Origin of the sequence: Pseudomonas sp. HS6, assembly GCF_023375815.1 — a bacterium.
Taxonomy (GTDB): domain Bacteria; phylum Pseudomonadota; class Gammaproteobacteria; order Pseudomonadales; family Pseudomonadaceae; genus Aquipseudomonas.
Genome location: NZ_CP067412.1, coordinates 1,849,051 through 1,861,503 on the forward strand (window position 1 = coordinate 1,849,051; position 12,453 = coordinate 1,861,503).

12 protein-coding genes are annotated in these 12,453 nt (G+C 60.3%); 8 read left to right on the plus strand and 4 right to left on the minus strand.

Annotated elements, in window-relative coordinates; translation table 11 throughout:
- The first annotated feature begins 163 nt into the window (after positions 1-163).
- Positions 164-1,114 carry a polysaccharide deacetylase family protein gene (locus tag JJN09_RS08450; protein ID WP_249486746.1) on the plus strand — a complete coding sequence of 317 codons (951 nt, stop codon included), beginning with the start codon at positions 164-166 and terminating at the stop codon, positions 1,112-1,114.
- Between the two features lie 45 nt (positions 1,115-1,159).
- Here the strand turns inward: JJN09_RS08450 and JJN09_RS08455 are convergent, their stop codons facing one another.
- Genes JJN09_RS08455 through JJN09_RS08465 form a run of 3 tightly spaced genes read right to left on the minus strand, consistent with a single transcriptional unit; the run spans position 1,160 to position 3,591 of the window.
- The gene (locus JJN09_RS08455) at positions 1,160-1,960 is read right to left on the minus strand and encodes a sulfite exporter TauE/SafE family protein (RefSeq protein ID WP_249486748.1); all 801 of its coding nucleotides are present in this window, start codon (positions 1,958-1,960) and stop codon (positions 1,160-1,162) included.
- A 9-nt stretch (positions 1,961-1,969) separates the two neighbouring features.
- Positions 1,970-3,214, minus strand: a complete 1,245-nt coding sequence (locus JJN09_RS08460; RefSeq protein WP_249486750.1) for an FAD/NAD(P)-binding oxidoreductase — start codon at positions 3,212-3,214, stop codon at positions 1,970-1,972.
- A 38-nt stretch (positions 3,215-3,252) separates the two neighbouring features.
- On the minus strand, positions 3,253-3,591 hold the full coding sequence (locus tag JJN09_RS08465) for a helix-turn-helix transcriptional regulator (protein WP_007952897.1): 339 nt from the start codon (positions 3,589-3,591) through the stop codon (positions 3,253-3,255).
- A gap of 98 nt (positions 3,592-3,689) precedes the next feature.
- Here JJN09_RS08465 and JJN09_RS08470 point away from each other — a divergent pair, with 98 nt between their 5' ends.
- Positions 3,690-4,553, plus strand: coding sequence for an MBL fold metallo-hydrolase (locus tag JJN09_RS08470; RefSeq protein ID WP_249486753.1), 864 nt, complete (start codon positions 3,690-3,692; stop codon positions 4,551-4,553).
- Between the two features lie 126 nt (positions 4,554-4,679).
- Complete coding sequence (locus JJN09_RS08475) at positions 4,680-5,540, plus strand: tyrosinase family protein (RefSeq protein WP_249486755.1); 861 nt, start codon at positions 4,680-4,682, stop codon at positions 5,538-5,540.
- A 15-nt stretch (positions 5,541-5,555) separates the two neighbouring features.
- On the opposite strand, the gene bkdR is transcribed toward JJN09_RS08475, so the two are convergent.
- Positions 5,556-6,044 (minus strand): Bkd operon transcriptional regulator BkdR, encoded by a 489-nt coding sequence (bkdR, locus tag JJN09_RS08480; RefSeq protein ID WP_007915088.1) that lies wholly within the window; start codon positions 6,042-6,044, stop codon positions 5,556-5,558.
- A 185-nt stretch (positions 6,045-6,229) separates the two neighbouring features.
- Here bkdR and JJN09_RS08485 point away from each other — a divergent pair, with 185 nt between their 5' ends.
- The 5 genes from JJN09_RS08485 to JJN09_RS08505 all read left to right on the plus strand — a co-directional run bounded on the left by JJN09_RS08485 (position 6,230) and on the right by JJN09_RS08505 (position 12,437).
- On the plus strand, positions 6,230-7,465 hold the full coding sequence (locus JJN09_RS08485; RefSeq protein ID WP_007952906.1) for a 3-methyl-2-oxobutanoate dehydrogenase (2-methylpropanoyl-transferring) subunit alpha: 1,236 nt from the start codon (positions 6,230-6,232) through the stop codon (positions 7,463-7,465).
- Between the two features lies 1 nt (position 7,466).
- Positions 7,467-8,525: an alpha-ketoacid dehydrogenase subunit beta gene (locus tag JJN09_RS08490; protein WP_007952909.1), complete on the plus strand. Its 1,059-nt coding sequence runs from the start codon at positions 7,467-7,469 to the stop codon at positions 8,523-8,525.
- Positions 8,526-9,803: a dihydrolipoamide acetyltransferase family protein gene (locus JJN09_RS08495; protein WP_249486758.1), complete on the plus strand. Its 1,278-nt coding sequence runs from the start codon at positions 8,526-8,528 to the stop codon at positions 9,801-9,803. It abuts the gene before it with no gap.
- Positions 9,804-9,807: 4 nt separating this feature from the next.
- Positions 9,808-11,181, plus strand: coding sequence for a dihydrolipoyl dehydrogenase (gene lpdA, locus JJN09_RS08500; RefSeq protein ID WP_249486760.1), 1,374 nt, complete (start codon positions 9,808-9,810; stop codon positions 11,179-11,181).
- Between the two features lie 236 nt (positions 11,182-11,417).
- Entirely contained in the window at positions 11,418-12,437 is a 1,020-nt protein-coding gene (locus JJN09_RS08505) for a branched-chain amino acid aminotransferase (RefSeq protein WP_249486762.1), read from the plus strand.
- The last annotated feature ends 16 nt before the right edge of the window (positions 12,438-12,453 follow it).

Here is a 12,453-nt window from a genome sequence, read left to right on the forward strand (position 1 = left end):
CCGCAAAACTGCGGCCAAACCCATATGCCTGCGGGCGCTTGCTCCCACAAGTCAGTGGTGGATTCGTAAAAATTGTTTAAAAGTCATCTCGCCCGCAACGGATTTTTCCCAAGCGCAGCGAATGCCAACCTTGCCGCACTTCTCAACCTGCAAGGTGCCCGTTATGACCACGCCCCGCTGGCAACGCTCCCCGCGTCTGCTGAAAGACCTGCTGGCAGCCGCCCTGTTGCTGCCCGCCCTCGCCTTCGCCCAGGAACGGCCATGGCCGGATGGCTCGCAACTGGTGATCTCGGTGTCGATGCAATTCGAAACCGGCGGCCAGCCCGAGGGCGCTGAAAGTCCGTTCTCCGGTACGCCGTTGCCAAAAGGTTATCCGGATCTGCCGGCGCAGACCTGGTTCGATTACGGCTACAAGGAAGGTCTGTGGCGGATGCTCGATCTGTGGGATCGAACCGGCATCAAGGTCACCTCCCACGTGGTCGGCGAAGCGGCGCTCAAGCACCCGGAACTGGCCAAAGCCATCGCCGAGCGCGGCCATGAACTGGCGGCCCACGGCATGCGCTGGGCCGATTCGTACAACATGAACTACGCCCAGGAAAAACAGTTCATCGGTGACGGCGTCGCAGCGGTGGAGAAAATCACCGGCCAGCGCTCGGTCGGCTACAACGCCAACTGGCTGCGGCGCAGTCCCAATACGTTGAAGGTGCTGCAGGATCTGAATTTCACCTATCACATCGACGATGTCAGCCGTGACGAGCCCTTCGTGACCATGGTTCGTGGACGCAAATTCGCCGTAGTGCCCTACACCCTGCGCAACAACGACATCGTGCTGGTCGAGGGCCGGCACTTCTCCGCCGAGCAGTTCTATCAGCAACTGGTACTGGAATTCGATCGCCTCTACGCCGAAGGCGCGAGCAAGCGGCGGATGATGTCGGTGAGTCTGCATGACCGCATCGGCGGCACGCCGGCGATGGTCGAGGCGATGGAGCGCTTTATCCGTTATGCGCAATCCCATCCGAAGGTGACATTCATGCGCAAGGATCAGATTGCCCAGATCGTCCTGACCGAGAAAAACCCGCTGATCGACAACACCGAGGCGGCGTACGACCAGTGACAAAAAAATCGCAGCCAAAAGCTGCGATTTTTTCACTGCAACGACTCAGGCCCGCAGCAGCATGTAAGCCGCGACCACCAGACACACGCTGGCAAACCCTACCTGCAATGTCCTCGCCGGCACGCGCGCGCAGAGTTTGCGACCAATGACCATGCCGACGATGCTGGCCACGATGAACGCCGCCCCCAGATGATCGATCCGCACCCCGGCATGAAACGCGCCGATCACACCAATGGCGGAAATCAGGCTGATGACCATCAAGGACGTGGCGACAATGCCGCGCATCTGCACATCGGTCAGTTGCTTGAACGCCGGCACGATCAGGAACCCGCCGCCAACCCCCAGCAACCCGGACACCACGCCGGTGACCGCGCCCAGTGCCGCGAGGGTCGCGGTGCATTTGGCAGTCCAGTCGAAACGTCCGGTCTGTTCATTGAGCATGCAGTTCTTCTGCCCCCAACTGGCGTGGCCATGATCGCTGGGGCCCGTTTCCTGGCGTTCACGGCGCAGCATGCGCCACGCCACCATTACCATCAGCAGGCTGAACAGGATCATCAGGATCTTTTCCGGCAACTGATGGGCGAAGTAGATGCCCACCGGCGAAAACACCGCGCCGAGCGCCGCGATCAACAACGCCGCACGATATCGCACCAAACCATGACGCAAACCATCGATGGCACCGACCGCCGCCGCGCTGCCGACGGCGAACAACGCCACCGGCGCCGCTTGCGTCATCGTCCAGCCCAGCCCGAGCACCAGCGCCGGCACCGCGAGAATCCCGCCACCGGCCCCGGTCAGACCGAGGATCAACCCCATCACCACGCCAAACAGACTTGCCAGCAACATAGAGTGTTCTCAGTCGACTTTGGACAGGCTCGTGAGCCATTCGCGGCCCTTGAGCATGCCGTTCCAGTAGAACCACGGCAGCAGCGTCGCCTTCAGCCACCATGCGGAACGGCGCGGCACGGTCGGGTCGAGGGGGAAGGTCGGCAGCAACTTACCGCCATAGCCGAATTCGGCGAGGATCACTTTGCCCTTCTCCACCGTCAGCGGGCAGGAACCGTAGCCGTCGTACTTCAATGGCAGCGCCAGTTCCTTGCGCAATGCCAGCAGGTTTTCCGCCACCACCACGACCTGCTTGCGCACTGCCGCTGCGGTTTTCGCATTGGAGGTGCCGCAGATGTCGCCCAGGGCGAACACTTCGGGATAACGCGGATGTTGCAGCGTCTGCGGGTTGACCTCGCACCAGCCGGCGACGTCAGCCAACGGACTCTGCGCGATGAAGTCCGGCGAAACCTGCGGCGGTACCACGTGTAGCAGATCGAAGGTTTTCGCCTGCCGGGTAACGTTGCCGTCCGCGTCCTTGACCTCGAACCAGGCGGTTTTCTCCGGGCCGTCGACCTTCACCAGATTGGAATTGAACGCCAGCCGTGCGTTGTATTTTTCGATGTATTTCATCAGCGGCGGCACGAAGGTCGCCACGCCGAACAACGCCGCGCCGGCAAGGTTGAATTCCACTTCGATGTTTTTCAGAACAGCGCGCTTGAGCCAGTGATCGCAGGACAGGTACAGCGCCTTCTGCGGCGCGCCGGCACACTTGATCGGGATCGGTGGCTGGGTGAACAACGCCTTGCCGCCGCGCAGTTTCTGCACCTGATCCCAGGTGTATTGCGCGTGCTGATAGCTGTAGTTGGAGGTGACACCGTGCTGACCGAGGCTTTCCTGCAGGCCTTCGATCTTCTCCCACGCCAGGCGCAGGCCGGGGCAGACGATCAGGTTCTGATAGGTGACGGTGCGTTGATCGTTGAGGGTGAGACGGCGCTGGTCAGGGTCAATGCCGGTCACAGCCGCCTGAATCCAGGTGGCCTGACGCGGCATGACCTTGTTCATCGGTCGGGCGGTGTCTTTGGCGTCGTAGGCGCCACCGCCGACCAGGGTCCACGCCGGCTGGTAGTAATGCAGAGTGCTCGGCTCGATCACCGTGATTTTCAGGCCGGGATCGCGCTTGAGCAGGCTCGCGACAAAGCCGATACCGGCGGTGCCGCCGCCGATGACCACGATGTCCGCACTGATGGATGGGCCCCAGTGTTGATCGTTCATTGCTTGTTCCTTATTGCTGCACGCAAGGATAGCCGGGTCTATTGCGCCCAGCTTTTGAGCACGGCTCCGCAGTAGAGTCCGGACAGGGTTTTCATCACCTGGATGACTTCATGACTGGCGAGGCCGTAGAAAATGTACTTGCCTTCACGACGGGTCGCGACCAGCCCTTCATCGCGCAGGATGCCCAATTGCTGGGACAGGGTCGGCTGGCGCACGCCGGTCATTTTCTCCAGCTCGCCGACGTTGCGTTCGCCCTGGGTCAACTGGCAGAGGATCAACAGCCGATCCTCGTTGGCCAACGCCTTTAGCAGCGAGCAGGCCTTGGAGGCCGAGGCCCTCAGCTGGGCGACTTCACATTCGGTCAGACTGGATTGCATTTGCAGGATGCCTTCAACGTCACTTAAGCTGCGGACATTATGTGTTTACATAAAGTGTTGCAACCTGACTTTTCACCTTCCTGCACAGGACCGCGTCCATGCCCGCGCTGATTGAAGCTTTCCTCGACCCCGCCTCTTCGACCTACAGTTATGTGGTCTACGAGGCCGATGGCGGGCAGTGCGCAATCGTCGATCCGGTGCTTGATTACGACGGCGCTGCCGGTCGCACCTGCACGGCTCAGGCCGACAAGATCATTGCCTTCGTACACGCCCACAATCTGCAAGTGCAATGGCTGCTGGAAACCCATGCCCACGCCGATCACCTGTCTGCCGCGCCCTATCTGCGCCGCGAACTGGGCGGAAAAATCGCCATTGGCGAATCAATCAGCAAAGTGCAGAACGTGTTCAAGGCGCTGTTCAACCTCGAGCCGGAATTTCGCGTCGACGGCTCGCAGTTCGATCACCTGTTCGCGCCAAACGAGTCGTTCCGGATCGGCAACCTCAAGGCCACCGCCCTGCACGTCCCCGGCCACACCCCGGCGGACATGGCCTACCTGATCGACGGCGAGCAGATCCTGGTCGGAGATACGCTGTTCATGCCCGACGTCGGCACCGCCCGTTGCGACTTCCCCGGTGGCAACGCGCATCAACTGTTCAATTCGATCCACAAATTGCTGGCCTTCCCCGCCAGCGTGAAGCTCTACGTCTGCCACGACTACCCACCCGCAGGTCGCGCCTCACAGTGCCAGACCACCGTTGGCGAACAGCGTAAAAACAATATCCATGTGCATGACGGCGTCGACGAAGCCGCATTTGTCGAGATGCGTACCCGGCGTGATGCAGGACTTGGAATGCCGACGCTGCTGCTGCCAGCGATTCAGGTGAATGTGCGGGCGGGGAATCTGCCACCGGCGGAAGCCAATGGTGTGACCTACCTGAAGATTCCGATTAACTCGCTATGAGAAATAGCTTCGCAAGTCGTGATCACGGGAGCTTTTCCCACGTAACGCGTCGACGGTGGTGAACTGGCGTATTTCCAGCAAACGGGCAGACTTCATTGGGCAATCAATCAATGGAGTGTGCGCAATATGGATATTCGCCGTAACCACCGAGATATGTCGCCGCAACAGAAATCCGCTTTTGTCGAGGCGGTGCTGAGACTCAAAAACAACGTCAACAGCGTGCTGCGCCCCGGGCAACAAAGCCGCTACGATGACTTTGTCCAGATACACAAGAATTCGATGGGGCGTGGCAATCCGCTCGTGCCCAACCCGCATCAGAGCCCCCTGTTTTATCCGTGGCACCGAGTACTGATCCGCCAGTTCGAACTGGCGCTGCAGGCCGCTGTCGACGACCCTCGCATCACACTGCCCTATTGGAACTGGCAACTCGGCGGAGCCGACAACCCGTTCACCTCGCACTTCATGGGCGGTAATGGTGACAACACCCAGAACCAGCTCGTAACAACCGGGCCCTTTTCCAACAACCAGTCGCAATTCATTGTTTCCGTATGGGACGAAGGAATCGGCGGGGCCGGCTTGCGTCGCAATCTCGGTGCCAATGGAGCCTTGCCGTCGCCTGAAGCGGTCATTTCTGCCCTCAACCGCGGCTCCAACTGGATGGAACCTGAAGGTTGGGGCAGCTTCTCAGAGAATCAGTTGCACAACCCGGTACATTCATGGGTAGGAGGCAACATGGGGGAATCCTCTTCACCGAACGATCCGATATTCTTCCTGCATCATTGCTATCTGGATTTGCTATGGGAACGCTGGAGGCTCCAGCATCCAAACGTTGCATTTTTCTCAGCCGAGGGTCGATACGTGGGTGAATTGGCTGCCTCGACGCTGGTCTTTCACCCTGAGAACGAACCCGCTCCCTGGGCGCAGACCTTTGGGGTTGAACAGGCACTCTCCACAGAAGAACTGGGCTATCGATATGAGTACATTTAAGCCAGCACGAAACACTCAGTTCCCCAGCGTCAAACCGTTCGCCGGCAACGGCAACGCCGTTTTATAACGCACCTGCTTGAGCGCAAAGCTTGACCGAATGTTGGCCACCCCCGGCACCTTGGTCAGAAAATCCATCATGAAGCGCTCAAGCGACTGAATGGTCGGCACCAGCACCCGGATCAGATAGTCCGGGTCGCCGGCCATCAGGTAGCACTCCATGACTTCCGGGCGGTCGGAAATCGCTTCTTCGAAATGCTGCAAGGCCTCTTCTACCTGCTTCTCAAGGCTGACGTGAATGAACACGTTCACATGCAGCCCCAGCAGATCGGCATCCAGCAGGGTCACTTGTTCGCGGATCAACCCCAGTTCTTCCATCGCCTTGACCCGGTTGAAGCAAGGCGTCGGCGAGAGATTGACCGAACGGGCCAGGTCGGCGTTGGTGATGCGTGCGTTCTCTTGAAGGCTGTTGAGAATGCCGATGTCGGTACGGTCCAGTTTGCGCATGAGACAAAACCACCTGCTTTTTATGTTTATGCAGAATTTCTATCTGCAAATGATCTCCAGCGCAACGAAACAGAGAGAAATATTCTTCTTGCCCGGGCCTATGATTGTTGTAGGACAAGATTTCTTTTATCGAAGAATGACTGCCAGCTCACTACAAGAAATTCACAAGATCGAGCGTAGAAGCCATGACCCAAGCGTATGAACCGCTGCGTCTGCACGTCCCTGAACCCTCGGGCCGCCCAGGCTGCAAAACCGATTTCTCCTACCTGCATCTGACCGATGCCGGCACGGTGCGCAAACCTTCCATCGACGTTGAACCCGCCGACACTGCCGATCTGGCCCGTGGCCTGATCCGCGTGCTCGACGATCAGGGCAACGCCCTCGGCCCATGGGCCGAAAACGTGCCGGTCGAGATCCTGCGCAAAGGCATGCGTGCCATGCTCAAGACCCGGATCTACGACAACCGCATGGTGGTCGCCCAGCGTCAGAAAAAAATGTCGTTCTACATGCAAAGCCTTGGCGAAGAAGCCATCGGCAGCGCCCAGGCCCTGGCCTTGAACATCGACGACATGTGCTTCCCGACCTACCGCCAGCAAAGCATCCTGATGGCCCGCGACGTACCGCTGGTCGACCTGATCTGCCAGTTGCTGTCCAACGAGCGCGATCCGCTCAAGGGGCGTCAGCTGCCGATCATGTACTCGGTCAAGGACGCCGGTTTCTTCACCATTTCCGGCAACCTCGCCACCCAGTTCATTCAAGGCGTGGGCTGGGGCATGGCCTCGGCGATCAAGGGCGACACCAAAATCGCCTCGGCCTGGATCGGTGACGGCGCCACCGCCGAATCGGACTTCCACACTGCCCTCACCTTCGCTCACGTTTACCGTGCGCCAGTGATTCTCAATGTGGTCAACAACCAGTGGGCGATCTCGACCTTCCAGGCCATTGCCGGCGGTGAAGCCACCACCTTCGCCGGACGCGGCGTCGGTTGCGGCATCGCCTCGCTGCGGGTTGACGGCAACGATTTCTACGCGGTCTACGCCGCCTCCGCCTGGGCTGCAGAACGCGCTCGCCGCAACCTCGGCCCGACCATGATCGAATGGGTCACCTATCGCGCGGGCCCGCACTCGACCTCCGACGATCCGTCCAAATACCGCCCTGCCGACGACTGGAGCCACTTCCCGCTGGGCGACCCGATTGCCCGCCTGAAACAGCACCTGATCAAGGTCGGCCACTGGTCTGAAGAAGAGCACGCCGCCGTCAGCGCCGAGCTTGAAGCCGAAGTGATCGCCGCACAGAAACAGGCCGAACAGTACGGCACCCTCGCCGGCGGCCAGATTCCGAGCGCCGCGACCATGTTCGAAGACGTCTACAAAGAGATGCCGGAGCACTTGAAGCGCCAGCGTCAGCAGTTGGGGATCTGACATGAACGATCACAACAACAATATTCAGTTGGAAACCGCCATGACCACGACCACCATGACCATGATCCAGGCCCTGCGCTCGGCCATGGATGTGATGCTTGAGCGTGACGACAACGTCGTGGTGTTCGGCCAGGACGTCGGCTACTTCGGCGGCGTGTTCCGTTGCACCGAAGGCCTGCAGACCAAGTACGGCACCTCGCGGGTGTTCGACGCGCCGATCTCCGAGAGCGGCATCGTCGGTGTCGCCGTGGGCATGGGCGCTTATGGCTTGCGTCCGGTTGCTGAAATCCAGTTCGCCGACTACGTGTATCCAGCCTCTGACCAGATCATTTCCGAAGCCGCCCGCCTGCGTTATCGCTCGGCCGGTGAGTTCACCGCCCCGATGACCCTGCGCATGCCTTGCGGCGGTGGCATCTACGGCGGTCAGACCCACAGCCAGAGCATCGAGGCGATGTTCACTCAGGTCTGCGGCCTGCGCACCGTCATGCCTTCCAACCCGTATGACGCCAAAGGCCTGCTGATCGCCTCCATCGAAAACGATGACCCGGTGATCTTCCTCGAGCCAAAACGCCTGTACAACGGCCCGTTCGACGGCCACCACGATCGCCCGGTAACCCCGTGGTCGAAACACCCGGCCGCGCAAGTACCGGACGGTTACTACACCGTGCCGCTGGACGTTGCCGCCATCACTCGTCCGGGCAAGGACGTAACCGTGCTGACCTATGGCACCACCGTTTACGTGTCGCAAGTTGCTGCTGAAGAAAGCGGCGTTGACGCTGAAGTCATCGACCTGCGCAGCCTGTGGCCGCTGGACCTGGAAACCATCGTCAAATCCGTGAAGAAAACCGGCCGCTGCGTCGTGGTTCACGAAGCCACCCGCACCTGCGGTTTCGGCGCCGAACTGGTGTCGCTGGTACAAGAGCATTGCTTCCACCACCTGGAAGCGCCGATCGAACGCGTCACTGGTTGGGACACCCCTTACCCGCACGCGCAAGAGTGGGCGTATTTCCCTGGGCCGTCCCGAGTGGGCGCGGCGCTGAAACGGGTCATGGAGGTCTGAATGGGCACGCACGTTATCAAGATGCCGGACATCGGCGAAGGCATCGCAGAAGTAGAACTGTCGCAGTGGCACGTCAAGGTTGGCGATCTGGTCGTTGAAGACCAGGTGCTGGCGGATGTGATGACCGACAAGGCGATGGTGGATATTCCTTCGCCGGTCCACGGCAAAGTGATTGCACTGGGCGGTCAGCCGGGTGAAGTGATGGCGGTCGGCAGTATTCTGATCAGCATCGAAGTGGAAGGCGCGGGCAATCTGAAGGAGTCCGATAAACCGGCTCCTGCTCCTGCGAAAGAACCTGTTGCACCCAAAGTCGAAGCCGTCGCTGAAAGCAAACCTGCTGTTGCCGCGCCGCGTCCGGCGGCTGCCGTTTGCCAAGGCCCGATGGTTGCCCGCGAAGCCGATGAGCGTCCGCTGGCCTCGCCGGCCGTGCGCAAACATGCGCTGGATCTGGGCATTCAACTGCGTCTGGTGCGCGGTTCCGGCCCGGCCGGTCGTGTGTTGCACGAAGACCTCGACGCCTATCTGGCACAAGGTCAGTCGAACGCTTCGGCACCGGCATCTGCCGCCTACGCCCAACGTAATGATGAAGAACAGATTCAAGTGATCGGCATGCGCCGCAAGATTGCCCAGCGCATGCAGGACGCCACTCAGCGTGCCGCGCACTTCAGTTATGTCGAAGAAATCGACGTCACCGCGATTGAAGAACTGCGTGCACACCTGAACGAAAAACACGGCGCCAGCCGTGGCAAGCTGACCTTGCTGCCGTTCCTGGTACGTGCACTGGTCGTCGCCCTGCGCGACTTCCCGCAGATGAACGCCCGTTACGACGACGAAGCCCAGGTCATCACCCGTCTCGGCGCTGTGCATGTCGGCGTCGCCACTCAAAGTGATGTCGGCCTGATGGTGCCGGTGGTGCGTCACGCCGAGGCACGTAGCCTGTGGGACAGCGCCGCAGAAATCTCCCGCCTGGCCAACGCCGCCCGCAATGGCAAGGCCAGCCGCGATGAACTGTCCGGCTCGACCATCACCCTGACCAGCCTCGGCGCCCTCGGCGGCATCGTCAGTACCCCCGTGCTGAATCTGCCGGAAGTGGCGATCGTCGGTGTGAACAAAATCGTCGAACGCCCGATGGTCGTCAAAGGCCAGGTGGTGATCCGCAAGATGATGAACCTCTCCAGCTCCTTCGATCACCGCGTGGTCGACGGCATGGACGCGGCGCTCTTCATCCAGGCCATTCGTGGCCTGCTCGAACAACCCGCGACCCTGTTTGTGGAGTGATGGCATGCAAACTCTGAACACCACGCTACTGATCATCGGCGGCGGCCCTGGCGGTTACGTCACAGCCATTCGCGCCGGGCAACTGGGCATTTCAACCATTCTGGTCGAGGGCGAATCGCTGGGCGGCACCTGCCTGAACATCGGCTGCATTCCATCGAAAGCGCTGATTCATGTGGCCGAACAGTTTCATCAGACTCAACATCACAATCAGCATTCGGCACTGGGCATCAGCGTCTCCGCGCCGACCCTCGACATCACTAAAAGCGTCGAGTGGAAGGACGGCATCGTCGATCGCCTGACCACCGGCGTCGCCGCGCTGCTGAAGAAGCACAAGGTTCAGGTCATCAACGGCTGGGCCAAGGTCATCGACGGCAAGACCGTGGACGTCGGCGACACCCGCATCCAGTGCGAACACCTGGTGCTGGCCACCGGCTCGAAAAGCGTCAACCTGCCGATCCTGCCGATTGGCGGGCCGATCATTTCATCGACCGAAGCGTTGGCGCCGAAATCGGTTCCGAAACGCCTGATCGTGGTCGGCGGTGGTTACATCGGTCTGGAGTTGGGCATTGCCTACCGCAAGCTCGGTGCCGAGGTCAGCGTGGTCGAGGCGCAGGATCGCATTCTGCCGGCCTACGACGCCGAACTGACCCAACCGGTGCACGACGCGCTGAAGCAACTGGGCGTGAAGTTGTACCTGAAACACAGCGTGCTGGGCTTCGACGGGACGTTGCAGGTGCGCGATCCGAACGGCGACACCCTCAACCTGGAAACCGATCAGGTATTGGTGGCCGTCGGTCGCAAACCCAATACCCAGGGCTGGAACCTCGAAGCGCTGAATCTGGACATGAACGGTTCGGCGATCAAGATCGACAGCCGCTGCCAGACCAGCATGCGCAACGTCTACGCTATCGGCGACCTGAGCGGCGAACCGATGCTTGCTCACCGCGCGATGGCCCAGGGCGAGATGGTTGCCGAGCTGATCAGCGGCAAGACCCGAGAATTCAACCCGACCGCCATCGCCGCCGTGTGCTTCACCGACCCGGAACTGGTGGTCGTCGGCAAGACGCCGGATGAAGCCAAGGCAGCCGGACTGGACTGCATCGTGTCGAACTTCCCGTTCGCGGCCAATGGTCGAGCGATGACCCTGGAATCGAAAACCGGTTTCGTGCGGGTGATCGCCCGTCGGGACAATCATGTGATTGTCGGTTGGCAGGCGGTGGGGGTGGGCGTGTCGGAGTTGTCGACGGCATTCGCGCAAAGCCTGGAAATGGGCGCGCGGCTGGAAGACATCGGCGGCACCATCCACGCGCACCCGACCCTGGGTGAAGCGGTGCAGGAAGCGGCCTTGCGTGCTCTCGGGCATGCGTTGCACCTGTAAAAATCGGTCGCAGATCGTTCCCACGCTCTGCGTGGGAATACCTCTACGGACGCTCCGCGTTCGGCTGTCGGGACGCAGAGCGTCCCGGACTGCATTTCCACGCAGAGCGTGGGAACGATCAAAGGCAGAGATTTCGGGCTGCGAAACCGCTCAAGAATGAAGTATTGTTGTGCCCATCCAAAAAAACGTCAGAAGCCTTGAACCGTTTCGACGGTTGTTAAGTGATAGAGGGTGTCATGGGTAACGAAAGCATCAATTGGGACAAGCTGGGTTTTGATTACATCAAGACCGATAAACGCTATCTGTCGTACTTTCGCAACGGCGAGTGGGACAAAGGCACCCTGACCGAAGATAACGTGCTGCACATCAGCGAAGGCTCTACTGCCCTTCACTATGGCCAGCAGTGCTTCGAAGGCATGAAGGCCTATCGTTGCAAGGACGGTTCGATCAACCTGTTCCGTCCGGACCAGAACGCCCTTCGCATGCAACGCAGTTGCGCGCGTCTGCTGATGCCGCAAGTCGACACCGAACAATTCATCGAAGCCTGTAAAGCAGTAGTTCGTGCCAACGAACGCTTCATCCCGCCTTACGGCACCGGTGGCTCGCTGTACCTGCGTCCGTTCGTGATCGGCGTGGGTGACAACATCGGCGTGCGTTCCGCACCCGAGTTCATTTTCTCGATCTTCTGCATTCCGGTCGGCGCCTACTTCAAGGGCGGCCTGACCCCGCACAACTTCCAGATCTCCAGCTACGACCGCGCCGCCCCACAAGGCACCGGCGCTGCCAAGGTCGGTGGCAACTACGCCGCGAGTCTGATGCCTGGCTCGAAAGCGAAGAAAGCCAACTTCGCCGACGCGATCTACCTGGACCCGATAACCCACACCAAGATCGAGGAAGTCGGTTCGGCCAACTTCTTCGGGATCACTCACGACAACAAGTTCGTGACCCCGAACTCGCCGTCGGTACTGCCGGGCATCACCCGTCTGTCGCTGATCGAACTGGCCAAGTCCCGCCTGGGCCTGGAAGTGGTCGAAGGCGACGTGCTGATCGACAAACTGTCAGACTTCAAGGAAGCCGGCGCCTGCGGCACCGCTGCGGTGATCACACCGATCGGCGGCATCAGCTACAACGACCACCTGCACGTGTTCCACAGTGAAACCGAAGTCGGCCCTGTCACCCAGAAGCTCTACAAAGAGCTGACTGGCGTGCAGACCGGCGACGTCGAAGCGCCAGCAGGCTGGATCGTCAAGGTTTGATCTGACGGCCAGATGC

Excerpts from the sequence above, each read along its gene's own strand:
- bkdR (WP_007915088.1), bottom strand. The coding sequence starts at position 6,044 with ATGCGCAAACTGGACCGTACCGACATCGGCATTCTCAACAGCCTTCAA.
- JJN09_RS08505 (WP_249486762.1), top strand. The coding sequence starts at position 11,418 with ATGGGTAACGAAAGCATCAATTGGGACAAGCTGGGTTTTGATTACATC.
- JJN09_RS08470 (WP_249486753.1), top strand. The coding sequence starts at position 3,690 with ATGCCCGCGCTGATTGAAGCTTTCCTCGACCCCGCCTCTTCGACCTAC.
- JJN09_RS08495 (WP_249486758.1), top strand. The coding sequence starts at position 8,526 with ATGGGCACGCACGTTATCAAGATGCCGGACATCGGCGAAGGCATCGCA.
- JJN09_RS08455 (WP_249486748.1), bottom strand. The coding sequence starts at position 1,960 with ATGTTGCTGGCAAGTCTGTTTGGCGTGGTGATGGGGTTGATCCTCGGT.
- JJN09_RS08450 (WP_249486746.1), top strand. The coding sequence starts at position 164 with ATGACCACGCCCCGCTGGCAACGCTCCCCGCGTCTGCTGAAAGACCTG.
- lpdA (WP_249486760.1), top strand. The coding sequence starts at position 9,808 with ATGCAAACTCTGAACACCACGCTACTGATCATCGGCGGCGGCCCTGGC.
- JJN09_RS08465 (WP_007952897.1), bottom strand. The coding sequence starts at position 3,591 with ATGCAATCCAGTCTGACCGAATGTGAAGTCGCCCAGCTGAGGGCCTCG.
- JJN09_RS08475 (WP_249486755.1), top strand. The coding sequence starts at position 4,680 with ATGGATATTCGCCGTAACCACCGAGATATGTCGCCGCAACAGAAATCC.
- JJN09_RS08460 (WP_249486750.1), bottom strand. The coding sequence starts at position 3,214 with ATGAACGATCAACACTGGGGCCCATCCATCAGTGCGGACATCGTGGTC.
- JJN09_RS08490 (WP_007952909.1), top strand. The coding sequence starts at position 7,467 with ATGAACGATCACAACAACAATATTCAGTTGGAAACCGCCATGACCACG.
- JJN09_RS08485 (WP_007952906.1), top strand. The coding sequence starts at position 6,230 with ATGACCCAAGCGTATGAACCGCTGCGTCTGCACGTCCCTGAACCCTCG.